At 32.2% G+C, this 25,844-nt stretch carries 21 protein-coding genes; 12 read left to right on the forward strand and 9 right to left on the reverse strand.

Annotation, left to right across the window (positions count from 1 at the left end; all coding sequences use genetic code 11):
* From BUA03_RS14185 to BUA03_RS14215, 7 genes are all read left to right on the forward strand, one after another.
* Positions 1-1,002, forward strand: coding sequence for a PDDEXK nuclease domain-containing protein (locus tag BUA03_RS14185; RefSeq protein WP_066076293.1), 1,002 nt, complete (start codon positions 1-3; stop codon positions 1,000-1,002).
* A 3-nt stretch (positions 1,003-1,005) separates the two neighbouring features.
* On the forward strand, positions 1,006-4,272 hold the full coding sequence (locus BUA03_RS14190; protein ID WP_066076296.1) for a DEAD/DEAH box helicase family protein: 3,267 nt from the start codon (positions 1,006-1,008) through the stop codon (positions 4,270-4,272).
* 296 nt (positions 4,273-4,568) lie between these two features.
* A complete protein-coding gene (locus tag BUA03_RS14195) occupies positions 4,569-4,973 on the forward strand; it encodes a hypothetical protein (protein WP_082854263.1) in 405 nt (134 codons plus the stop codon).
* A gap of 80 nt (positions 4,974-5,053) precedes the next feature.
* On the forward strand, positions 5,054-5,812 hold the full coding sequence (locus BUA03_RS14200) for a metallophosphoesterase (protein ID WP_066076299.1): 759 nt from the start codon (positions 5,054-5,056) through the stop codon (positions 5,810-5,812).
* Between the two features lie 122 nt (positions 5,813-5,934).
* The gene (locus BUA03_RS14205) at positions 5,935-6,924 is read left to right on the forward strand and encodes a MarR family transcriptional regulator (protein WP_066076302.1); all 990 of its coding nucleotides are present in this window, start codon (positions 5,935-5,937) and stop codon (positions 6,922-6,924) included.
* Complete coding sequence (locus tag BUA03_RS14210) at positions 6,918-7,682, forward strand: hypothetical protein (RefSeq protein WP_066076305.1); 765 nt, start codon at positions 6,918-6,920, stop codon at positions 7,680-7,682. The genes BUA03_RS14205 and BUA03_RS14210 overlap by 7 nt, the downstream gene beginning before the upstream one ends.
* 6 nt (positions 7,683-7,688) lie before the next feature.
* Positions 7,689-7,991 carry a hypothetical protein gene (locus BUA03_RS14215; RefSeq protein ID WP_066076308.1) on the forward strand — a complete coding sequence of 101 codons (303 nt, stop codon included), beginning with the start codon at positions 7,689-7,691 and terminating at the stop codon, positions 7,989-7,991.
* A gap of 499 nt (positions 7,992-8,490) precedes the next feature.
* Here BUA03_RS14215 and BUA03_RS14220 read toward each other — a convergent pair whose 3' ends face one another.
* From BUA03_RS14220 to BUA03_RS14250, 6 genes are all read right to left on the reverse strand, one after another.
* Positions 8,491-10,572 carry a type IA DNA topoisomerase gene (locus tag BUA03_RS14220; protein WP_066076312.1) on the reverse strand — a complete coding sequence of 694 codons (2,082 nt, stop codon included), beginning with the start codon at positions 10,570-10,572 and terminating at the stop codon, positions 8,491-8,493.
* Positions 10,573-10,593: 21 nt separating this feature from the next.
* A complete protein-coding gene (locus tag BUA03_RS14225) occupies positions 10,594-12,021 on the reverse strand; it encodes a DUF3945 domain-containing protein (RefSeq protein WP_066076315.1) in 1,428 nt (475 codons plus the stop codon).
* A 99-nt stretch (positions 12,022-12,120) separates the two neighbouring features.
* Positions 12,121-12,414: a helix-turn-helix domain-containing protein gene (locus tag BUA03_RS14230; protein WP_066076318.1), complete on the reverse strand. Its 294-nt coding sequence runs from the start codon at positions 12,412-12,414 to the stop codon at positions 12,121-12,123.
* Between the two features lie 359 nt (positions 12,415-12,773).
* Entirely contained in the window at positions 12,774-13,619 is an 846-nt protein-coding gene (locus tag BUA03_RS14235) for an RteC domain-containing protein (RefSeq protein WP_066076380.1), read from the reverse strand.
* A 137-nt stretch (positions 13,620-13,756) separates the two neighbouring features.
* The gene (locus BUA03_RS14240; protein WP_066076321.1) at positions 13,757-14,614 is read right to left on the reverse strand and encodes a helix-turn-helix domain-containing protein; all 858 of its coding nucleotides are present in this window, start codon (positions 14,612-14,614) and stop codon (positions 13,757-13,759) included.
* 328 nt (positions 14,615-14,942) lie between these two features.
* The gene (locus tag BUA03_RS14250) at positions 14,943-15,680 is read right to left on the reverse strand and encodes a hypothetical protein (protein WP_066076327.1); all 738 of its coding nucleotides are present in this window, start codon (positions 15,678-15,680) and stop codon (positions 14,943-14,945) included.
* A gap of 350 nt (positions 15,681-16,030) precedes the next feature.
* Here BUA03_RS14250 and BUA03_RS14255 point away from each other — a divergent pair, with 350 nt between their 5' ends.
* From BUA03_RS14255 to BUA03_RS14275, 5 genes are all read left to right on the forward strand, one after another.
* Positions 16,031-17,704 carry an AraC family transcriptional regulator gene (locus BUA03_RS14255; RefSeq protein ID WP_066076330.1) on the forward strand — a complete coding sequence of 558 codons (1,674 nt, stop codon included), beginning with the start codon at positions 16,031-16,033 and terminating at the stop codon, positions 17,702-17,704.
* Positions 17,705-17,777: 73 nt separating this feature from the next.
* On the forward strand, positions 17,778-18,794 hold the full coding sequence (locus BUA03_RS14260; RefSeq protein ID WP_245792679.1) for a type IV toxin-antitoxin system AbiEi family antitoxin: 1,017 nt from the start codon (positions 17,778-17,780) through the stop codon (positions 18,792-18,794).
* On the forward strand, positions 18,769-19,491 hold the full coding sequence (locus BUA03_RS14265; RefSeq protein ID WP_066076333.1) for a hypothetical protein: 723 nt from the start codon (positions 18,769-18,771) through the stop codon (positions 19,489-19,491). The genes BUA03_RS14260 and BUA03_RS14265 overlap by 26 nt, the downstream gene beginning before the upstream one ends.
* 145 nt (positions 19,492-19,636) lie before the next feature.
* Positions 19,637-20,617 carry an IS30 family transposase gene (locus BUA03_RS14270; protein ID WP_066076337.1) on the forward strand — a complete coding sequence of 327 codons (981 nt, stop codon included), beginning with the start codon at positions 19,637-19,639 and terminating at the stop codon, positions 20,615-20,617.
* Positions 20,618-20,933: 316 nt separating this feature from the next.
* Positions 20,934-21,110 carry a histone H1 gene (locus tag BUA03_RS14275; protein ID WP_066076340.1) on the forward strand — a complete coding sequence of 59 codons (177 nt, stop codon included), beginning with the start codon at positions 20,934-20,936 and terminating at the stop codon, positions 21,108-21,110.
* A gap of 743 nt (positions 21,111-21,853) precedes the next feature.
* Here BUA03_RS14275 and BUA03_RS14280 read toward each other — a convergent pair.
* From BUA03_RS14280 to BUA03_RS14290, 3 genes are all read right to left on the reverse strand, one after another.
* Positions 21,854-22,366 carry a hypothetical protein gene (locus BUA03_RS14280; protein ID WP_066076343.1) on the reverse strand — a complete coding sequence of 171 codons (513 nt, stop codon included), beginning with the start codon at positions 22,364-22,366 and terminating at the stop codon, positions 21,854-21,856.
* 295 nt (positions 22,367-22,661) lie between these two features.
* Positions 22,662-24,161, reverse strand: coding sequence for a Fic family protein (locus BUA03_RS14285; protein ID WP_066076346.1), 1,500 nt, complete (start codon positions 24,159-24,161; stop codon positions 22,662-22,664).
* Between the two features lie 78 nt (positions 24,162-24,239).
* Positions 24,240-25,766, reverse strand: a complete 1,527-nt coding sequence (locus BUA03_RS14290; protein WP_066076349.1) for a DUF3732 domain-containing protein — start codon at positions 25,764-25,766, stop codon at positions 24,240-24,242.
* Positions 25,767-25,844: the final 78 nt, after the last annotated feature.

Consider the following 25,844-nt stretch of genomic DNA (forward strand, 5'->3'; position numbering starts at 1 on the left):
ATGGAACTAAAAAAAGATTTAATACAGCAAATACAAACGATTATAACTAATGCGCAAGCAAAAGCAATCCGTAGTGTAGATACTGAAAGAATGCTAATGTATTGGCAAATAGGCAAAACCATTTTTGAAGAAGAGCAACAAGGCAATGACCGCGCCGAATATGGTAAATTTTTGCTTAAATCTATTTCTAATACCTTTCAACCTCAATTTGGTACCGGTTTTTCGGTACGCCAATTAGAAATGAACAGACAATTTTATCGTACATTTCCAAATACGAACGCACTGCGTTCGCAATTCAACTGGACCCATTATCGCACGCTGATACGGATTGATAATCAAGATAAAATAGAATTCTATGTCGCTGAAACCGAGAAAAATAATTGGTCAGCAAGACAATTAGAAAGACAAGTAAACAGTCAGCTATTTGAACGCTTATTGTTAAGCAATGATGTACAAGCCGTCCTTGCAGTTGCCCGCGAAGAAAAATTACCAACAGATGCCAAAGAAATTATAAAAGACCCGATGGTTTTGGAATTTTTAGGTTTGCGTAGCGAATCTGCTTACTACGAGAAAGATTTTGAAGCCGCTATTATTACCCATCTTCAAGAATTTATTTTAGAATTAGGTAATGGCTTTTCCTTTGTAGCCCGCCAAAAAAGAATACATATTGAGGGCGATGAGTTTTTTATAGATTTAGTTTTCTATAACCGTCTTTTGCAATGCTTTGTCCTCATCGAAATAAAAACCACCAAATTGACCCATCAAGACATTGGACAATTACAAATGTATGTCAACTATTACGACCGATTTGAAAAGCAAGATTTTGAAAACCCAACCATAGGAATTTTATTGTGTACAGACAAAAATGACGCGGTTGTAAAAATTTCGTTACCTGAAAATAATAGTACTATTATTGCCAGCAAATACCAACTATATTTACCCACAGAACAGCAATTGATTGATGAGGTAAAAAAAGAAATTGAAAAATTAGACGCTAATTAAATTATGAACGAACTTGACTTACAGGATAAATATTTAGTACACTTTTTTTGCGAGCGTCCAGATGGTTTGCAATACAAAGAAGCCAAAGCCAATACGGTTTCAGCTAAATTTTTTATCAATGAAGATCTAAAATATTTTATTTCTGAAACATCGTTAAACAAAGACAATTATAAAAAACTGTTACGCAAGTTTTCTAATAATGAAAAAGAGTTGATGACCGCTTTTACTTCCTTTATAGACGAAAAGGTAAAATCGTCTATGAATATGGCTCTGTTTATCAATACTAATAAGTCGGTTACGTTTGAAGGCATAAAGTTGCATTTGTTTTATCCAAGTGGTAGCGAAACTTACGAAGATAAGTTGTTTGATGAAAATGTCTTTTCGATTGTTCAAGAGTTGCCCTATACCTTCAAATATGAGGGAAATACTCGTTTTTCTTTTCGCCCCGATTTATCCTTTTTCCTTAACGGTATATTTTTAGGTTACAGCGAATTAAAGAGCAATTGGAACAATCAAAATGCCAAGAAAAACGGCAGAAAGAAAGTGGCAATGGATTATCAGACAGCAGTACAAGAATATCTAAAAATTGCTGATGGTAATGATGTAACGCAAACCGTTAGAAAAGACTTTTTAAAAATATTTGAAAAAGCCATACATATCACTTCCACAGATATAAACGAAACCTATATCATTAGAAACATCTCCAATCAATTTGAAGAGATAAAAGCCACGGTTACTTCAGGAGATTATGATTTTGAGAACTACAATAAAAAGGTTATAAATGACTTTAAAGCCTATCCAATTTTAAACAAAGAAGGCGAGAAACTACAACGATTTGAGGAAGTTTTTAAAGCATTGTACGATAAAAGAATGATAGAAAAAGAAATTCTCTATTATAACTTTATTGAGCGAGAATTAATTAAAAAAGAAGGTAGTAACGTAAAAGAATACAAACATAATGACGGTCGTTTAATAAGTCCTAGACCCAAACAAAAATTTGGTACAGATAAAATAATTAATAAAATTAATGAGTTTTTAGAACACGAAAACGAACCTGATTATTTTATTACAAAACTCGAAAAAGAATTAAAGGCAAAAGGTTTTGGGGAGAATCAAATTAAAGATCTAATTAACAAAAGACAAAAATATCAAAACAATAAAAATGTCTATTCCTTATTATTGCAATATGCAGCTGGATTTGGAAAAAGTAATATTATTGGTTGGACAGCATTACAACTAAAAGATTATCGCAAAGAGGGTGTTTATGTGTATGACAAGGTAATGTTGGTTGTTGATAGATTGCAATTACGGGATCAATTAGATTCGATGCTTCACAATATGAACGTTCAAAAGGGAATGTTCCTTGAGGCATCAGATAAAAAAAGTTTTATGACTGCTTTAAGTAGTGATAAAAGAGTGATTGTCGTTAACGTTCAAAAATTTGCAACAGTCGCAGCTATTTTAGATGATGAGGTTACTACAAAATTATCGAAATTAAGAATAGCTTTTTTAATTGATGAAATTCATAGGAGTAATAGTGGAGCACAACACGAAGAAATGATAAGTGTTTTTGATGAATTACAAAGTAGTTTTGATACTAACAAGCAATACACATCAACAGCAAATAAAAAGAATTTAATAATTGGATTTACTGCAACACCAAGCGATCATACATTGGCTCGATTTGGAGAGTATAATAAATACGCCGAGGCAGAGAAAATCTGGATTCCTTTTGACAGTTATACAATGAAAGAAGCCATCGAAGATGGTTTTATATTAAACCCAATAAAAGGGATTGTTCCTGTTTCTTCGAAAATGTATTTTGAAATTCCTGAAAACGAATTAGAAGGTTTTGAAAAATCTATGGGCTATGAAGAAATTCCAGACAATACTGATACGGGAATAGATGATGAAGGTAAAAAATATGCCATTCGAAAAAAGAAAATTTATGCCAATCCACAAAGAATTGAAGCAATTGCTAAATTCATATCAGAAAGATTAGTTACAACAGTATATCATAACATTAGAGGAACCGCTAAAGCAATGTTAGCCGTTTCCTCTATACCAAATGCAATCAAATACAAAAGATTAATTGACAAGCAATACAAAACATTAGTTGAACAAAAAAAGTACGAAAGATTCAAAGAAGCACCAATTTATATCGTTTATTCAGACAGTCAAGACCATCCAAGTAGTAATAGTATTAATGATGGTTTGAATGAAAAACAAGTTTTGCAAAACTTTAAATTAGCCAAAAACGGTTTAATAATAGTCGTTGATAAATTGCAAACAGGATTTGACGAACCTAAATTGCATACCTTATTTTTAGACAAGGAAATTAGAGGTATAAATGCTATTCAAACTATTTCCAGAGTAAATAGAACTACTAAATATAAAAATGATTGTAAGATTATTGATTTGTCTTATAAGAATGTTAATGTCAAAAACATAAAACTGGCATTTGAACATTTCAGTAATGTAGTCGTTTCAGACTTTGATCCATTAGGAGACGAGCAGAAATTGGAAATTTATTTGAAGGAGTTGAAAGAGAACAATTTGTTTATAAAACACTTCAAATCCTTTCAACAATACCACACTTCGAATCCTGATATAAGCATCATTTTAACAATCGACAATGATTTTACACGATTTATTACCTCTGATAAGAAAGAAGCAAAGAAATTAAAAAAGAAAGTTAGTGCCTATTTCAAAATATTAAACCTAATTGAGTTTGTTATTGAAATAGATAAAAAATATAGTGAAGAATTATTTCTACAGTTTTGGCGTAAATTCAATATCATTTATGGTCAAATCAATACAGATAACGAAATCATTGATGATGTTGAAATATACTTTGATAACAAAATAGGGATTGTTGTTCCGCAAGATTATGTTGTAAAAGATATAAAACCAAAAATTTTAGGAGAACCAGCTGGAGAATATGGAGATAACAAATTCAAATATAACATTCTAAAAGTAATTGAAAAACGCAATCAAGAAGAAGAAGCTATTGCAGAATTAATTGCAGATTTTGAAATTAAAATTGATACTTTTTTCAGTTTCATCACAATAGATGAAATGGGAAAAAGATTAATTGCAAAAATTAAAGACACTGGTTCAGTATTTTCTCAAGAAGAAATATATGCTGATTTCAACAAATTGTATAGAAAATATACCATAATGAATAAGGAATTAGGAGAGTTTTTCAAAAGAGAAACTAAAGATATTCTAACCCAATTGTGTGACGATTTTCAGAGAAGTATAAATTAAAATTTTAGCTAATAAACCCAACCAACTTGTCAATAATATGCACTGTACATTTAATCAAAGAATTCAGCATATACTATAAGATAAATACAAGAAGTAAATGGTTTTTGGTGATTGTATCAAATTTCGAATGAATGATATCAGATTTGGATTAACCTAATACCTTAAACCCGATGGAGCGACCTTGTAATCCGTTCCTATAATCATAAACCAAACAACTATGTCCCGCTTAGACAAAACCAAAAACTTACCCATCAATCTAAAAGCAATACTGATTTCCCAATTAGTAGATTGCTTCATTGCCTGAAGAAGATGCTTGTATTCAAGACACAAAAGAACTGATGCGAGCCGAAGCCATGATCATTCCGGCTAAAATAGCTGGAGCCGAAAGTGGCGATTTATACTGTATACGCATGCAAAATGCCGCTCTCATTAGAGAACACGCCATGCATTTGTATTTGCAAGTGGGCAGTTTGCGTTTTCACAAAAACTATAAGGATTTAGAATATGTGAAACTTATCCATAAAGAACTCGATGAATTCCGTTTGCTATTCCTCGATTGGGTAAATAGTTTTGATACCAGCAACCACATCTGGGACGATTGGGGTTTATTCAATCTACCTGGCTCCATCCCTCCTAACGAGATTGATCGGTTTGAAGAAGATGATTTTGATATTGACGATTTTTTTGATAAGGAAGATTAAAGATTTTTGATCTACGTCAAAACTCTCTAATTTAGAAAAAGAAATTCCTTATTTTTTAAAAACTAAACAACTTCCTTCGTATGAAAATCCAATATTGTTCCGACCTACACCTAGAGTTCCCCGAAAATAAAAAGTTTGTACTTCAAAACCCCATTAAGCCAGAAGCAGATATCCTGATTTTAGCGGGAGATATAGTACCGTTTGCCTCAATAGATAAACATCAGGATTTCTTCGATTACATTTCAGAGCATTTTAAAATGACTTTTTGGATACCCGGAAATCACGAATATTACTATTACAACATTGCAACAAAAAATGGTGTTTTAGAGGAACAAATCCGAGAAAATGTTTTTTTAGTAAATAATTGTGTTAAAGAAATTTCAGGTATCAATCTTATTTTTTCAACTTTATGGTCGAACATTTCGCCTTTAACACAGTGGCTTATAAAAGAAAGTCTCTCTGACTTTAAAGTAATTAAATACAAGAATCGTTTATTCAATCCGGATGATTATAACATGCTGCATCAAGAAAGTTTAGCATTTATTAAAAAAGCAGTACAGGAAAGCAATGATAAGAAAACAATTGTAGTAACACATCACGCGCCAACATTTAGCCATTACCCTGAAAAATATGCCAACAGCAAAATCAATGAAGCCTTCGCATCAAACTTAGATGTCTTTATTGAAAATAATACTATCGATTATTGGATTTATGGGCATAATCATTGTAATGTTAATGATTTTGAAATTAAAAACACAAAACTGCTAACCAATCAATTGGGATACATCAAATACAATGAAAATGTTGGATTTAATGACAAAGCAATTATTTCAGTATAAAAAATTGAATTTTTATTCATTAATTAATATATTTTATTCATTAATAAATTAATATTTAGTATAATAAACCTATCTTTGTATAATAAACCTATATAGTTTATTATAACTTTTATTAGTTTATTATGGAGCAATTAAAAAAATATTTTCAACAAATACTTGGTGTACAACTCGAAATACAAGAGTTGAAAAAGGAACAATTGAATAAACTACCTTTTGTATTCAAAAGTAATTTTAAGTTCTATAGCACCACCTTTAGAAATCATCAATTAATTTTATTGGAGCTAAACAAAGAGGATACTTTCAATGCAAATCAGTTAAGAAAACAAGTAGTTGAGATTCAAAAAAAACTCGAAAAACGGATAATTATAGTAACTGACACTATAACCGCAATAAACCGTAAACGGCTAATAGAAAACAGAATAAGTTTCATTATACCTGGGAAACAAATGTTTATGTCAGAATTATTAATAGACCTTCAAGATTTTGAGAAAGACAAAGTATTTAAAAAATCTGTCTTACTACTACCCTCAGCTCAATTAATCTTGTTACATCAAATTTTACACAAAGAGGATAATTTAAGCCAATATACATTCAAAGAACTAGCTGAGAAATTCCAATACACACAAATGGGAATTACCAAAGCAATAGAAAACTTGAAAAGATTAGCCATCGTGAAAGTAGAAGGGACAAAAGAAAAGAATATCATATTCGAAAAAGACATTCAAAAACTTTGGAAAGACAGTGAAGGATTATGTATTAATCCCGTAATGAAGACGGTTTATGTAGATGAAAAACCACAAGGGTTGTTTAAGTCAAACACAACCGCGCTGGAAGAATATACGGATATGAATCCAAGTTCAATAGAATACTTTGCTATTGAGAAAAAACAATTTTACGAATTGAGAAAAAACAATCTTTTAGTAAACCTAAATAGTGAAAATGGCAGCTATGCATTAGAAGTTTGGAAATACAATCCGGAACTACTCACAAAAGGAATAACAAAGAAAAATAATGTAGATCCATTGTCATTATATTTAAGTTTAAAAGACGGATTTATTGATGAACGAACAGATATGGCATTAGACCAAATAATAGAAAAATACATATGGTAAGAGGTTTAGAAATTTTCAGACACCATTTCAAAGAATTCACAGACAACTACATTATCATTGGTGGAACCGCTTGCGATATTATTATTGATAGTGTTGGTCTTACACCACGAGCTACAAAAGACATTGATATAATTTTAGTCATTGAAGCATTAAGCCCGGAATTTGTAACTCATTTTTGGGAATTTATCAAACAAGGAAATTATGATGTCAAGGAGAAAAGTGAAGAAGACAGAAAATACTATCGCTTCCAGAAACCACAAGTAGAAGAATTTCCATTTCAAATTGAATTATTCTCCAGAATACCTGATTTATTAGATTTAAATGAAGAAACATATTTAATACCTATTCCTGTTGACACTGAAATTTCAAGTTTATCAGCCATATTGATGGATGATGATTATTATAACTTCACCATACTACACAGCCAATTAGATAACGGAATACATCTAGCCAATACAGAGGCTTTAATAGGATTAAAAGCCAAGGCATTCCTAGACTATAAAACTAGAAAAGAAAGCGGAGAAAAAATCGATGAAAGACAACTCCGTAAACACAAAATGGATGTTTTCAGATTGTCATTACTGCTAACTCCCGAAGATAATTTTATAATTCCACAAAGTGTAAAAACCGATATAACAAATTTTGCTGAAGCTATAAAAAATGATTTACCAGACAAACAAATTTTTAAAGAAATGGGTGCAGGAAATGTGAATGTAAAGGAATTATTTGAGCAATTGATTATGGCTTTTAATATTTAAAAATAAATGGGAAAGTATTTAGGACTTGATTTAGGAACAAATTCAATTGGTTGGGCTATAATAGACAATGATGTAAATCATGCGATTAATAGTGGAGTGAAAATTTACAACACTGGTTTTAAAAATAAACAATTCACTCCATTCAAAAAAACTAAAAAACGACAAAAAAGCAGCATTTCATTATGTGTTATCGCTACTATTCTACTAATTGTCAGTATTATAGATATTGTAAATTGGCGATTTTGGTTCAATATATCGTTGACAACATACATTTCAGTTCTAACACTTAATCTCCAAGGCAATAAATAATAGAATTTAGAAACTATGGCAAACACGATTACCAATTTAACTCAACAGCAGAAACGTTCTAAGAGACAATTTAGGTAATCAATAGGTCTTACTCCAGTCATTCTCTTTGCTCCGTTCGGCTGCTCAATTCGGCATGCCTTCAACAGTAAGGTGTAAACGAAAAATAGTTTTTCGGCATCCCTACCCTGCGCAGGCACTTCACAGCCAATAAAAAAACAGCAGCTTAAAAATAAGCAGCTGTTTTTTTACGCTGTTCCGTTCCTCAGCTCCACACGGTCATTCCTTGCGTTCGGTCAGGCTTTAATAACCAAAATATAGCTTCATTTTGTTATGCTCCGTTCCTACGCTCCACTGCATTCCAGCCCTATCCAGTTTATAGCCTTCCTTTTTACAATGTGAGTTGGTACTCTCATAAATTACCTCTTAATTTTTTAAGTGAAATACATCAGTAAATCTTAGTTACATTTTAATAACAATGAGTAGAAATTAATAAACAGCTTTATCTCCTTTTTTTCTTTTGTGGAAACACAAATGACGTTTCTCCATTTTCATTCATAACGATGAAGGCGTCAAATTTCTTTCCAGATTTACTAATCATCCCTTTTAAGAGGCTTGTTTTGCCTTTAGTAATTAATGCTTCCAAATCCACAAGGCTTAGCTGTACGCCACATATATTTCGAAATTGAACCCAATTGCAATTTTCATCCTTACATTTAACCAACTTATCTCGAATCGCTATTCTCTGAACTTTACACCTTGGACAAATAAATTCAGGTTGATTTTCGACGGCAATAGATAAAGCAAGTATCTCGTGTGTTATAGTTGTTGTATAAACTTCTATTTCTCTTTGAAAATTTGCTATATTCTCTTCGTTGTTTTCTATTTTTTGCAAGACTAGTTCCCACTCGGAAGTCATAGCAGCATTAGCAATCTTCATTTCTTTTACCGATTCGTAAACTTTTAGTCCTTTTTCTGTGGGCAGAAGTAATTTCTTATCGCGTTTTATATACTCTCTTTTAAAAAGTGTTTCAATTATGGCTGCTCTAGTGGCAGGCGTACCAATCCCTATACCTTGTAATACTTTACGTTCTTGTTCATTGCCAATCTGATTTCCTGCATTTTCCATTGCGGAAAGTAAACTTGCTTCCGTATAAAGAGCAGGTGGTTTAGTTTTCTTTTCCAATACTCTTGATGCCTTAATCTTGACTTCATCACCGATTTTTAGTTCCGGTAAGTCTTGAATAGGATCTTTTTCTTCATCTGAAAAACTGCCTTTAATAGCTCTCCAACCTGCATCAATAATTTTAATCCCTTTTAGTTCAAAATCATAGTGTATAACTTGGAGGACATCATCAGTTATCTCTTTAATACAAACAGGAGAAACGGCTTCAAGTAAACGGTATGCGATCATTTCATAAATAGCTTTTTCCTTTGCTGACAAAGCTGATGGAATCTTATCTGTAACCAATAAACCATGGTGATCGGTTACTTTTAAATCGTTAATAATTCGTTTATTTAAACGTCCTATTTTCATTTTAGCAACTACTCCTTTAAATTTTTCTGTCTCTTCCAATATCCATATAAGCTTAGAAATTTCTCCCCACATATCTTCTGGAATATATTTACTTCCGGTACGAGGGTAACTAATGAATTTATTCTCGTATAGGCTTTGAGCGATATTGAGAGTTTCCTCAGCAGTTAGGTTTAATTTTATATTAGCCTCTTTCTGTAATGCTGTAAGATCTAATAGCAATGGTGGCTGTTCGTTAACTATTTTAGTTTCATTGGCAATTACCGTGGCGATCCCATGTCTCTGTAGCGATTTCAACGCGTCTTCAGCTTGTTTACTACCTTCCCATTTTATTGTGGAAATACTTTTAAAATCAATAAACTCTTTCCGATGTTCCAATTCAATTTGCCAATATTGCTTGCTAACAAATGACTTGTTTTCTAAAAATCGTTTGCTAATGATTGCTAATGTTGGTGTTTGAACCCTTCCCAGAGAATAAATACCGCTTCCGTTTGCAATAGTTAATGCTTGTGAGGCATTAATTCCTACCAACCAATCTGCACGGCTTCTACCTAGTGCTGCTTGATGTAAACCATCGAAATCCTTTCCTGGTTTCAAGTTATTAAAACCATTAAGTATGGCTTTTTCAGTTAGAGAACTAATCCACAAACGCTCAAAAGGCTTACTACAATTGAGATATTCATAAATATAACGAAAAATAAGCTCCCCCTCTCGTCCTGCATCAGTAGCCACAACTATGCTTTCACAGCTTTTAAAAAGTTGATCAATAACATTCAGTTGTTTTAATGCCCCTAGATCACGAACATAACTTTTATCTTTTTTGACCTTGCGCACTGTCAATAAAAATCGATTAGGTAATACAGGTAAAGCCTCTCTTTGAAATCCAGTAACACCATAATCTTCTGGCATTGCCAAAGTCACTAAATGTCCAAACGCCCAGGTTACCTGATATCCATTTCCTGTCAGGTAACCCTCTTTCTTTTCTGTAGCTCCTAACAAGATGGCTATCTCTCGAGCAACACTTGGTTTTTCTGCAATTACTACTTTCATTAGATTACCTCTTTAGAATAGTTACATTTTTCGACCTTTCGATTTAGCTGCTGCTTTTGGCTTCTCCTGTTGTTCTTGTTGTTTGGTACTGTCAGGACTATTTTGCTCGCTTTTCAAAGGCTCTTTAATTTTCTTGGTAGCCTCGTTGGTTTTGCCTTCTGAGTTAACAGCAACTTGCGTTGTACTTTCTTCTTTAGGTTGCGCTTTCTCTTTTAATTTATTGGGAGTATCAAAAGAAAAACCTGTTTTTCCAGTTTCCTTATCAAATGTGATGTACCCTTGGTATTCTTTACCTTTCTTGTCAACCAAACCGCTTACATAAACTGTTTGTCCGTCTTTAAGTTTATTATATTGCTGTTCGTCAAGCTCTTTTCCACGGAATACCTGTGGAGCTTCCTTATGTTGACCTTGTGCCTGTTTATTAGTATCTGCTCTATCAAAAAGAAATTCAACGTAACGTTTGTCTGCATTAAATTGAACTGATGCGTTGAAGGGTTCGCCTTTTTTTGAGATCATGTCTTCGATATACAACAGTTTACCTTCTGTCAACGTCTGCTTTTGTTGTTCATTTAGTTTTATCCCTTTAATCTCTTCTGGAATTTTAATCTGTTCCGTGCGTAGCGTAATAACTTCTTTGGTCAAACGGTCAATGCTAATAATCGAAGGTATTGTTTCCCCCGATTTGGGATTAATCAAATCAACCACTCTGCCCATGTTGCCACTTTTGAGCAAGTTTTCTTTATCTTCTTTTGTAAATTCATGTCCGAAGAATTTGTAGTTTAACTGAGGTTCTTTTCGGATGCCATGAATAGCAAGAACTACTTGTCCGTTTTCTTTTTCTTGTAGTGATAGCCTAGCGTCCATTCGAGTGATGGAGGTTCCTAAATCAAGACTTATAGGAACTAGTTCATTGGTCTTATATCCTTTTAACAGCGGTTCTAGTAAGTTCATTTTTTCGAGACGTTCCTTACTTAATCCCAGATTAGACATTGCTTTCCAATCGATTTGTTCTAATTTGTAGCGATACTCGCCAACTACGGGCATTGATTGTATGTTTTCCATCTTGTTTTTATTTTCAGGTTTATAATCTACTTTTATTTCATGTTGTTCAAATTGCTTCCCTCCCATTTTGGTCGGTTTATCAACTTCTTTCTGCATTCTTTTCGCTATTTGTATTGCTTGGTTTTCTGGAACTCTAAAAAAGATAAAATGTGTAGGATCTTTTAATTGCCGGTAAAAGTTGGAGAAAAAATTAGAAAACAAATCACCTTGTTTGTCTACACGCAGAAATTGACTTTCATTTTTTTTATCCGGGACTACTGTTTGTAATTCTTTATCTTTTCCAATTCCCTTAACTATCCTTACTTCCTTTTTTTTGCTATCAGATACTAACAAAACATCCGAAAATTGCTCTTTTAATTTTGGATAACTTAAAGATTCTTCTCTCATGTCAATGCTGTTTAAAATTTACTAAATCGAAAATAAATAGTTAAACCCGCATTATTTACAGACTGTCTTTGGGTGGTCTATGTTGTCGTTCGTTGGCTTTTAATTTTGTCTCGGAGCATTAAAGCTATCACGTATAAACTGATGAACATCAGAAAGTTTATAGTATATTTTTCCACTGATTGTATAATACGGTAACTTACCATTTGAACGATAACGCTGAAGGGAACGGTTACTAATCTTCAACATTTGGAGGAGGTCCTGATTGTCCAGTAATTCTTCTCCGTCAATGTTATTTCGTTTTTTTTGGATATCAGTAATATGTTCGCTTAAAATATCAAAACGATCCATGATCCGTTCCATCCATGCTATAAATTCCATTCTATCTATATTCATAAGGGTATGTTTTTAATCAATTAATAGTGTTGGACTTGCTATTGGTCAATTATTCACTTCATTTACCAGTATTGATAATTGTTACTTTTTCAAGCTATAATTTCCACAGTAAAGATGTTAGTAGCGGCCTGTACAAAATTGCCAAGTATCTCTAGAACTTTATGCCAAGACTTGCCAATTGAAGTAGATAATATTTAAAAAACTTATGAATGTATAAGAGTGACAGATAGTAACGCTTTTTTACTATTTATAGAAAAACAATACTGTATACGAAGACGTTTTGCCAATTGGCGGAGATGGGTAAACATAAAAAAGCAGTACCATTGAATACTGCTTTCGAAACATTAAAATGTATTATATTATAAATCCTTATCCATATAATCCTCGACTGAAGATTTTAGCTGGTCTAAAAATAGCGTTCGATTACCAGCACGATCCTTCATTCGATGAAAAGAATGATGTATATCGCCCAGCTGAATTTGAAATAATACTTGAAGAACCGAGCTAATCTTACGAATTCCTGTTTTACCATGAGAAATGGCTCCAGATACATGAAGGGCATAAATTAACTCTATTAGTGAATTTTTGGATTCTGTCCAGAAAAGATTTTCGGTCGACTCTCCATTTGTAGAAGCAATGTTAGGTCTGTCCACAGGATTTATTTTTATAATTAAATAATTATATAACAATTCATTAGCGATTATCCGTGAGACTTTATAATCATAATAAGTAGAAAATTGAGTATCAACTTCAAATATAAAACTATTAAGTCCTGTGTTAATATTTATATTTCCTAACTTAAAAAAATCATCATCATGGTCCGTTCTTCCCGAACGATAGTAACGGTAAAATTCAGAATTAAAAATATGTTCCTTATATTCATTTTTCAATTGTTGCAGTTCCACTGAAAAATATTCATAATACATTTTTCCACCATGTACTGGACACGAGGTCTCTATTCTATAAACCTTATTGTAGTAAATAAGCTTTCCAAGTATTTGTGGTTTAATCACCCTAAAGAATTCAATTTCTTCATTTTGATCTTTAAATTTTTTTTCAGTAACATATCTTTTCATATTTGCCAGAAGATCCTGTAGAAATATAGTCATGCGGTATGATTCATCTATTACATGTGCCGACTCTAAACTAATTTCTTGTTCTTTTTTCAGGATACTATATAAAGCATCCTTATACGTAGATTGCATCATAATTAAAATAATATTAAAGAGAATAAGTCTTTTCTAGTGTAATTATTAGTTTATTAAATCCTAAAGGCAAAACAATCTCTTAGTTAGCTGCATTTAAGAATTTAACAAATGACAAATTTTTTTATAGTTAATCATTATAAATTTAGTCTTAAACGATATTCTGTTGGAGACAAACCAGTATACCTTTTAAAAAAACTGCTGAAGAATGAAGCATTTGGGAACTGCAATTCTTCTATTATACTTGCAATAGTTAATTCATTATTTTGAAGTACTATTTTAATTTCTAAAATAAGCGCTTCCTCAATAAATTGCTTTGCAGTTTTAGTAGTAACTGCTTTGACGGTCTTGGTGAGGTGTCCGGGTGTTATAAATAATGCATCCGCATAAAATTGTACATGATGCTGCGATCGACAATTAATTTCTAAAATTCTAAAAAACTGAACAACCAGTTTTTCTTTTCCTGTATGCACAACAGGAATATGCTGATAATATTTATTATAAATTCCTGCTAGTTCGTATAGTAATAAGTTAAAACTAAACAATACAGCTTCTTTTTTAAAAACATGTTTATTAGAGCTTCTTGTTTTACAATCCAACAATTTAAATAATTTAATTACACGTAAAACCTCCTTATTTTTCAATGATAATGCTGGAGGATACATGGTAATAAAAAATTCAAAATATCCTATATGTGGTTTTTTCAGACTATTTTCGAACGTAAACTCGGAAGTAAACGATAGTTGACAAATTTGTAATGGATTGCTTATTGTCAAAATTTCAACAATTGTTCTTTTGGGAATCACTAGGATATCATTCTTGGAAATACTCATTTTTCTGTTGTTAATTTCAACAGAAATAAATCCATCGTTGACTAATAGTATTGAAATACGTTCTAAAATCAGTAGTTGACGTAGCGCACTTTTAAAGTAAATCACTTCAAAAAAAGTCACTTGTAAACCTTCATTAAAATACTTTGATTTTTTGCTTACCAAAACAATTAAATTTATCGGATTTCAATTTTAATATCTTAAGTAGTCTTTGCTTATTTACTTTCAAGATCTTCAATAGTAGGCTTAGAAAGAATCCTAGCCATTAATGAAACTGAAACAAATAGTAAATTTGAAGTACAACCCACAAGAAGTATAAAAGCTACATATCGTGGGCTATCACTTTTTATCTCCCCATTTGAAAAGTAGCCCATTATTTCATCGTAGGATAAAAGATCTACAATGAAATAAAGGCTAACTAGATTAAAGAGGATCAAAAACACACTGAAAAAGTATATTATTTCCTTTTCAATCATAACAAATCGGTGCATTACTAGTCTGCTAGGAGATTATTTATTAGAATTCCTGTTACTAGTGACCTAGTTATAGCTGTAGAAGAATTTTCTAATGCTCCACTTAAGCCACCAGCGCGGTTGCCGACAGAGGAATCCCAATCTTTATCTTTACGCTCTTTCGCAAAATAAAGGGAATACCGCACTACAGATGATGTTGTAAGAATAATTCTTTTATCCTCACTAGTAAATTGTGGATCAGTCATTACAGATGATTCATACGAAACTATGGTTTGATATAGGGATTCATATTCCTCATTTTCCAAAGTAGTAATTGTATTCATAAAATTGGAAAGGCTCAATTTAGCAATGCTTGTCATAGAAGAGTTCGCAATAGCACCCTCTAGTTTGGATTGTGGATTAGTAATAATCTCGTTAATCTCTTCAAGATCAACTGCACTATTTTCATTTAAGTTTAAAGCTACTAAATTAGTATTCGCAGCAACAATGCTTTCAATCTGTTGATTTACCTCTGCAATTGTAGTATACTGATAGTTCCCCGTCAAATAAATTTCAAGGATATCATTGTGTAATTTTCCAGCAATATCATATGCATTTGCTGAATTTTCAGGACTCAAATTTTGCATTGTACGATTCAATTTTCCTGATTTCTTATTACCGACTTTATTTTCAATACGCTCCGTATCATTAATACTGTCATTGGTGCAAGAAACAATTAGTAATGGTAAAATCACTAACCATAATGATGTATTTTTCATTTTTAAAATGTGTTAAATGTGACCGACTAATTAATAGTCCGTTCATTTTACCCGGGTCAGCAGAACTTTAATTTGGCACTATGCCAAATATTTTTGCTTTTGAATTCAAGGCAAAGCTAGAGGTAGGATTTCGGCTTGACAACTGGTTACGTATGGATTTTCGAAAAAAACGATATGGATTTTCAGAAAATCCACACATCCTTTTTTTTTATAAAATCATACCTTTTAACAATTGTTTATCTTATATTTGATAGAATTTATTCACAATTAATCTCAAAAAATTGCACTAATAAAGTAGCTTTTAGAGAAATTTTTCTAGAATAAATAGTCCCTCATTTTTAATTCTACCTATGATTAAAAAGTATCTACTAATAGTGTCTGTTTGCTTCGCTAGCCAATTTTATGCACAGAACAAGACAGATAAAATTCCTGATTCACTCAAAAATGCCAATTTTGATTATTTGTTTGACCGAATAGAAATGTCAGATTCTGACACTGCAAAACAGAAATTATATCTTCAGGCCTTTCTCTTCAAGGCCAAATCAGAAAAAAATTCAGAGGAAATTATAAATGGCTATAAAAACTATGTACATTACTCCCCTAGTCCTTTAAAGCTCGTTTATGCTGACAGCATGATATTTGCTGCAAAAAAAGCGAAACGAAATGAGTTAATTGGTGCTTCGTATTTATCCAAAGGAATTGAATATTATGCCCAAAAAAAGCATACTGACGCCTTAGATAATTATCTTTTAGCAGATGCCTACATTTCAAAAACGAATGATCAATATTTAATCTTTAAGGTGAAATACAATATTGCTCAAATAAAATATTATTTAGGGTACTATCAAGAGGCAATTTCCTTATTCAACGAATGCATTAGTTATTTTAAAGAAAATAATGCTAGAGGGTATCTAAATTCACTCCATTCGCTTGGGTTATGCTACAACCACATTGGAAATTATGGATTATGTACAGATACAAATAAGAAGGGTATTCTAGAGGGGAAAAAATTAGCCAATACCGAAATGACTGCCTATTTTAATCATTCGGAAGGAATTAATCAGTATTTCAAAAATAATTATGCTATTTCTATTGAGAAGATTGCCCGCTCTTTGCCAGCAATTAAGAACAAAAAAGACTTTGCAAACGAGGCTGTTGGTTATTTCTATATTGGAAAAAGCTATTGGAGTTTAAAGAAGCCGGAAGTTGCGCTATCCTATTTCAAAAAAGTGGATGTTATTTTTAAAGATAAAGGATACATTCGCCCTGATCTTCTTGAGAACTATCGGTTATTGATTCATTACTACAAGTCAAAAGGCCATTTAAATATTCAACTTTATTACATCAATAGATTGCTTAAGGCAGACAGTATCGTATTACAAAAATTTAAATATTTATCGAGTAGAATTACCAAAGAGTATGATCCCCACAAAATGTTGTTGGAGAAGCAAAAAATTGAAAACGCATTAAACAAGAAAAAATATAATGACATCATTTTCATCTGTATTATTGCTCTTTTATTTTTGTCGCTCTTGCTTATCGGCTATCTGTTTATTAGGAATAAGAGAATATACAAGCAAAAATTTAAGGAGTTAATGATGAAAATTGAGTCTGAAATTCCTGTTGAACCTAAAACTAATACTAATGGGATAAATGAAATAAATCAAGACACGGTAACTACACTCATGAAACAATTGGAAAAGTTTGAGAAGGATAGAAAATTTTTGGAAAAAGATTTAACAGCAGCAAAACTTACCGCTGCTTTTGGTTCGAATCCAAAATATCTTTCAAAAGTAATATCCCATTCTAGAGGAAAAAAATTTACTGACTATATAAATGATCTTAAAGTTGATTATTTAATTCAATTATTGAAAGAGGACAAAATGGTGAGAAAGTTCACTAATAAGGCACTGGCGGAAGAGGTGGGTTTTAGTAGTACGCAACGATTTGCCAATGCCTTTTTTGCCAGAACTGGGATGCCACCCACCTATTTTATTGAAGAACTCAAAAAAGGGCATTCGTAAAGTATTTATAGTTTGTAAAGATAATAATAGTATATTTGTTCATTAAATACTATTGTTCACGTTTTCGTGAACAATGAAAATAAGTGAACAGATGAATGAAAAAGAAATCATACAGTATGCCATAAATAATATCCAAAAGAGCGGTGCTATAACTGTGGAGTGGAAAGAAAGCAACAATGACAGCACAATTGACGGAAAACTACTCCTGCACTTGAATCAACATACCATTGAACTATATGCAGAAATTAAAAGAGAACTTCGGAACATACATCTTTTCAAAATAGAAGAATTGGCTGTTACAAAAAATCCTTTTATTATTATAGCGCAACGTATATTTCCAAAGATAAAAGAAGAGCTGCGGAAAAGAAATATTGCCTACTTAGAAGCTAATGGCAATATATTTCTGAATAAAAATGAAATCTATCTCTACATTGATGGTAATACCCCTATTGAATTAAAACATAAAACAACCAATAGAGCCTTTACTAAAACAGGATTAAAAGTAATTTATCAATTTCTCATTAAGGATTGTATCAACAGTACCTACCGCGAGATTGCTGAAGTAACGGATACCGGAATTGGTACTTTAAACACCATATTCAATGGCTTAAAAGAGGATGGTTTTATACTACAGCTAACCAAGAATGAACTCCAGATCGAGAACAAAAAAAAATTATTAGATAAATGGGTACTGGAATATGAAAAGCGCCTCAAGCCAACCTTGGTGATAGGAACATTTCGTTTCCTGAATAAAGATGATTTTTATAACTGGAAAGATATTCCTCTAAAAAAAGGAAAAACAATCTGGGGTGGCGAACCAGCAGGTGATCTTCTCACCAATTATTTACGACCGGAGGAACTTACATTGTATACCAACGAAGAAACAAGCGAATTAATGAAAAATTACCGCCTCGTTCCGGACTTAGAAGGCAATATCAAAGTATTTAAACAGTTTTGGAGAGACGAGCAAGAAAACACAAACACAGTACATCCGCTCCTAGCCTATGCCGATTTAATGAATAAAGGAGACCGCAGATGTACAGAAACCGCACAAAAGATATACGATGAGTATTTACAAGATCAGTTTTAAGCAATTGCAACAACAACCTGTTATTTCAGAAATGCTTACCGCATTAGAAAATGGGTTGCACAAATACAATATAGACTTTTATCTAGTAGGTGCCGTGGCACGCGATGTTTGGATGACTGCCATAAACGATATACCACCCAGCAGAGTTACTGGAGATATCGATTTTGCCGTTTTTATAAATGACAAAAACACCTATGCGGATCTCAGAGAATATCTCATCAATGTTGAAGGATTCATCCCTTACAAAGGCAATGGTTTTGTCCTTAAATGGAAAAACTTCGTACAAATAGATTTAATGCCTTTTGGAGAAATAGAAGCCAAACCCTCAAATATAACGGTTGAAGGTACCGCCCTTACCAGTCTCAATATGCCAGGCTTCAAAGAAATATATGATTCCGGTCTTCCGGAAGCTGAGCTAGAAGAAAAACACCGCTTTAAATTTTGCACCTTACCCAGCATTGTACTGCTCAAATTAATTGCTTTTCAAGAACGTCCCGAAATAAGACGAGACGATATCAAAGACAACAGTAAAATCCTTAAACATTTTTTTGATATGTATGCCGATGAAATATATGAAAACCATAGTGATCTTTTTGGAGATAAAGATATCAACCTCCATTGGATCGCTGCCAGAGTTTTAGGGAGAGACATGGGTAAAATCGCTCTATTAAACGAAGCCCTTTTTTTAAGGACTTGAATTCAATTAATAAATGCGAAAGTCAGGAATCGCAAATGAAGATGAAATATTTTTTCAGAACAAAGAAAAGAAAATTAATTCTTTTCCCTGTTTGCTGAAATGGAAAAATTTATCTTACTTGCTCCTCGCCTAAAATTCGCAAAGTATGAAGCATTTTACCGTTGAACAAAGATACAAATTAGAATTTCTGATGCAACAAAACGTCAGTAAAGCGCAAATAGCTATTGATATAAACGTGCACATTTCATCTATATATAGAGAGATAAAACGTAATTCGGACGAGCGTAACTCTAATTATAGAGCAGATCTAGCAAGTCGAAAATGTAATAAAAGGCACAAAGAGAAACCTAAAAATCAATGTTTTAGTAATGAAATTAAAGATTATGTCAGCAAACTAATCCAAGCCGATTACTCACCAGAACAAATAGTTGGGAAATCTTTAAAAGAAGGTATTAATTGTGTTTGCCACGAAACGATTTATAAATTTATTTTAAATGACAAGAAAAACGCAGGCGATTTACACAAGCATCTGCGAAGTAAAGGTAAGATCTATCGGAAGCGTGGTGCTTTAAAAGATAAAAGAGGATTGATAGTTGGCAGAGTTGGTATCGAAAATCGTCCAACTGAAGTAGCGGAAAAGCACAGATTTGGAGACTTAGAAATTGATTTAGTAATCGGAAAAGACCACAAAGGAGCCTTACTAACGATAAATGATAGAGCAACTGGGATGTTACAAATGAAAAAGATAGAGAATAAAGATGCTGAGATTGTCAAAAATGCCACTATTGAACTATTGGAGAACTGGAAACCTTTTTTAAAAACGATTACATCTGATAATGGTAAGGAATTTGCAAAACATGGATTAATAGCACAAGCTTTAGAAATAGATTATTACTCTGCAAACCCCTATTGCAGTTGGGAAAGAGGTGCAAATGAAAATTTAAATGGTTTAATCAGGCAGTATTTTCCAAAGGGTTCAAACTTCGAAATGATAACAGATATACAGGTGAAAAATGTAGTAGAAAAATTAAATAATAGACCTCGAAAAAGGCATCAATTTGATTCTCCAAATGAAGTATATTTACAATTATTAAACAATAATCAGGAATTCGCATTTATTAATTGAATCCACCGGATAAAAAAGTTATTAAAGAAAAATACTATCGATATACATTCCAGTGATGTCGCCAAAATTATGGCAGAGTTTTTTCAAAACACGATCGAGGACAATGTAAAACTGCTGGAACAGGTAAAAATAGGATATTTAGAAAATGATGCCTTATAAAATTAAAATCGAGCAATCACACTTACATCACTTGTAATCAATCACCATCTGTCTTTATTGCCTTATATCTCACAATCAGGGTATAAATTTAACATCAAATTATTTCTGTCTCAGGAGCAAAATTCTATTTTTGCGCCCTAATTTAATATATACTACAATGAAAGATTTAATCGAAAAAATTAACGCAGAATTCGAAACATTCAAAACAGAATCTCAATCACTAATTGAGAAAGGTGTCAAAGCAGCCGGACCAAGAGCTCGTAAATCAACTTTGGAACTAGAGAAACTTTTAAAAGAGTTTAGAAAAGTTTCTGTAGAAGAATCAAAAAAATAAATTCATTTTCAATTCTCAGCCCTTTGGAATTTCCGAAGGGCTTTTTTTTTATCCTTATCCTAGCCCAAAATTTGAAACAAATTTTAAAATGAGACGCCTCCTTTTTTCAAATATTTCATGTCATTACAAAACAGATTTATTTTGAGAAACTAGAATAACCCTCTATTAAAAATGGTGTGTAATTCCGGAATTGAATACTTTAATTTCAACGATACTAATTCTTAAATCTACTGCTTTTCCTACCATTTATCTTTTTTTCTAAAAAGCAAATAGCAATGTGTGTAATTCGGGAATTGAATACTTAAAATTTACGGTAACTAGACCTTAAATCCATTGCTATCCCTAACATTTATTTTTTTTTGTAAAAAACAAATAGCAACGTGTGTAATTCGCGAATTGAATACTTAAAATTCATGGGAAATGCAGCTTAAATCCTTTGTTGTTCCTAGCATTTATCTTTTTTTGTAAAAAACAAATAGCTAAGTGTGTAATTCCCGAATTGAATACTTAAAATTCATGGAAAATGCAGCTTAAATCCTGTGCTGTTCCTAGCATTTATCTTTTTTCATGAAAAACAAATAGCAAAGTGTGTAATTCGCGAATTACACACTTTGCTATCTAAACAAACTTAAATCAATTGAAAAAAAAAGTATGAATAATACGACTGTCGAGCTACGATATGGTTTCTTTTCTGTACTTGACTCAAATGCATAACTCTTATGAGCTTCTGGAGCTACTCCCACTTAATTTTTCTTGTCTTCTTTAACAATTAGTTTCAAAGAATTTATATAATCCGTATCAAATTCTATCACTCTAATTTTGTTTGGCTTAAAACTCATTTCACCTTCAAATTTCCCTTCGGTTCCCAAAAAATCTATAATCAATTCTTCTTCATTCAGCTCTAAAAGTTTACCGAGATAAACAGCTTTATCTGACTTTGTTGCAATTTGAAAAATCTCATATTTATTTGCTAAAAAATGTATAATGGACGACACATCTTTAAGCGGAATTATTTCGGTTGCGCTAGTTTTTAAACCTTTCAGTTTAATTACTCTTTCTGTGAATTCGTGATCCTTATCTTGGATAATTGCCTTTATATTTTTGTTTTTTAATATCGTATAGCCATCAATTATAAAATCGAAAGGATTATTTTTAAATAAAATCCAATCTTCAGTCCAATCAATCAGAAAACCACTAAAGATTTCTTTTTTGTCGTCAAATTCTATTGTAATTAATTGTCGTACGTATTTTTCCATTCTGTTTTTTTTAAAGTTTCGAGCGCACTTTTTCTCTACTATCCGTTTTTCGAAGCTTCCTAATAAAAAGCTTCACACAGCCTGTGTTTAATTATTCTAAAGTAAATATAGGGATTTAAATTTCTATATTTTATTTATGAAACCGCAACTAGATTCACTCAACAGCCAAAGATTTCAAAATGATAATGGTGTAAAATAGATCATATACCATTTCATTTTTTGATCAACTCATGCACCCGTTAGTTTCTTTTCTATGGCAGATTCTAGGGCTTGTTCGTTGGTTTGACTACTCATCTTATTCTAATTTTGTTTTTAATAGCTGCCCTTTTTGAGTTAGGCGGTATTTTTGGTTGGTGCTATTCGGTTTGTCAGGTATAGTCATTTCAATGAAACCTTCTTCCATTGCTGGATTTAAATAATTATCTCTGAAATTTGGATTGTGTTTTAGTTGCAAGATATTCATTAATTCCTGTCGTGAATAGGCTTGATCTGTAATCAAAATCAATCTTTTTATCAGCTCATTAACTTGGTCGGTGACTTGGTCGGTGACTTGATCGGTGACTTGATCGGTAGCTTGTCCAGTGGTCGCAATTGGGCGCCAAATGGTAACTTTGAATCCTTCTTCTAAATTAAATATAGGTTCTAGTAAACCATTTTCTTTACACAAATGGAGAATTTCACCTGTACCAGTTCCAAAACGTTCTATATATCCCGCTTGATACATCGCTTCTGCCAAATGCGGGTTTTTAGGATAGGAAGCATGGTCTGTTCTTAATTTATCTAATGTCAGTTCAGGTGGAAGTCCTCCAGGATTACTTATCTCGACTCGATCCGCAAAAAGCATCAATTGTACACTTCCTTTGCTCTGATAATCTCTATGGGCAACGGCATTGACAATAGCTTCGGCAATTACCGCTCGTGGAATTTCATATTGCAGTGGCGCTTGATTACTTTGCGAACGAATCCCTACCGAAACGGCAATTTTAGATAAAATAAAATCGACTGCTTCATCTACTTGTGTAAACACATCGCCTTTGATTACTCTGTGATCCGGAATAGGTTTGGCTACTCGCAAACCATGAAAATGTGCACATTTGACTACTGCTGTTGGGAAAAACTGTTGTGGGTTTTGCCCAAAGGCAAGAATCCCACTATTGGTAAGTTGCGTTTCAGAAAGAAAGTTCAAATGAGAAAGTACTTTCGGCAACGCCGTTCCTTCACGCAATGGAAAACCTCTTTTGTATCGCGCTAAACTGATAAAGTTATTCACTTTGTCTTCGTCAATGGCATTAAGTGTAGCTTTACTATTCACTTCCGAATCAAAATCAGTGGAACGCAAAATTCCTTTTTGTTGTAAAATAACCACCAAGGCTTTGGTTACTTCAGATAACAATTCGTTTGTAGTGCTAAATCGTTTATAAGACAAGCTATTTTGAATTTTACGAAACAAAGTTTGTTCTTTTGGGTGGCGTTCTGCTTCGGTATCATTCTTTATAAAAGCCAAGGAAAATACCTGTTCCTTTTGCGCCAGATTGTATTCGAGTTCCGTAGGCGAAATACCCGCCTGTGTTTCAAAACCATATTCTTTTCCTATCAAAATCAGATAAACCTCGGCCTGAGTAACTTCTTTCAAATACACCTCCATGGGTTGCGCGCCATTGGCAGGTAACTTTTCGAATAAAATAGGCTCAAAAAATAAGTGCAACACTGGATCAGTCAATAGATGACGATGCAATGCCTCTCGCTCTTGGGCAAATTCTTTTTGAACACTAGAAAGAAATATTTTTTGCTTCATTAATCAGATTTTTTTATATTTGAGAGCTTGTTCGTTGGTATGAATACACGCAACGAACTCTAGATGTTAGGTGCAGGATTATTGATGATCAGGCCAGTCTTGAGGAATTAATCTTTCTTCTCCCTCTCTAGGCCATTTATATTTTGTTGCTTTTTTGTATCTGTCATTTTTATTCAAATACGCATGCTCTAAAACAATAACTTGTAAACCACTTTGTTTTTCTACTTGATCGAAAATAAAATTGAAATGTTTTTCAAGTGCATCTCTATCCTCATCAATAATATCTTGATCTTGATTGTCTTTTGGATAATATGGCCTACTTACTTGATCCAAAATTATAAAACCAGGCACAGGACTTTTCTTTATTTCAAAAAATTTATGCAATGCAAAAATAAAAGCTAAATGAATACTTAGATAATTTTCATCAGACCCTATAGATGGAAATTTCTCTATTTCGCCAGACTCATTATTGTAAAGTTCTATTGTTGGTTTTGTTGAAATAAAATTTATACTATCATTCTTATAATTCTCATCAATTGGTAATACGGACAAATTTTTAGTAGCAATATTAGAGATGAATCTTTCAGCTTCTTGTATTTTTTCCTTCCTCTGGATTATCCCATACTTGTGATTGATTTCACTAAATTCAATTAAGTATCGATTTAATTTTGTGGTATTAAATTCTTCAATTACTTTTAAATTGTCAAGAAAATAAGAAATTCGGCCCAATACTCTCAACTTTATGTTGTTTTCATCTTTTTGTGTTTTTGCAATTATTGATTCTTTGATTAAATTTTGAATTTGTAATTCTATTTGTGATGCTTCATCGATTTTTTTTAAAATAATAGATTCTAATTCAATTATATAACTATCTAATTTTGGTTTGTACTCATCTACAACTATACTTTCATTTTTAAGAATTTGAAATGATTTCTCAATTAGTTTAGAAACTTCATTTGATTTTTCTAAATGAGAATCACAGATTGGGCAATTTCCATCATCAAATTTAAATAATTCACTTACATCTAATTTTGAAGCCTGTCTATCAGTTAACGACTTGAATTCAGAATTTATAGAGTTATTCTTATTTGCTGCAGCTTTTTTACGCTTTAAATTATTTACTTCTGAAAGAATTTCTGATTTTGAAACTTGAAGTTCATTTAATAACTTCTCATTTTCAAAAACAATTTTGTTTGGTTGCCAATTTAAAATACCTTTGAGTTTGTCAATCGTTGATTTTTTATCGTCAAGTGAATCTGTTTCTTTTAATAGGCCAACCTGAATAGCTTCATTGTTAAGCGTAATTGAACTTTCCGTTGATTGTGTTTGGTATTGTTCATAAGTCAATTTTTTCTTTTCTTCATTCTCTATACCCCTTTTTAAACCTTTAAGTTTTTTCAATGCTTGTAATTCTTCAATATCAACCGCATTTAAAAAATATGGCAAAGAAGCAATTATATGCTTGGCAGAATTAGGATCATCCAATCCATGAAGAATAATTTTTTTGCTGTCAATAACTTCTTTGTCAAGAAAAAGATATGGGGTTAATTGTCTAATTGAAACGTTACTGGTATTTACAATTTCATCCTCTATGCTGCTCCCCAAAAAACGTACAATTTTTTGCTTTAAATTAAGATAGGATTAAAAACCTTAAATTAGCAGAATTATGTCAAGAACAAGAAG

Source organism: Flavobacterium fryxellicola (genome assembly GCF_900143245.1).
GTDB lineage: Bacteria > Bacteroidota > Bacteroidia > Flavobacteriales > Flavobacteriaceae > Flavobacterium > Flavobacterium fryxellicola.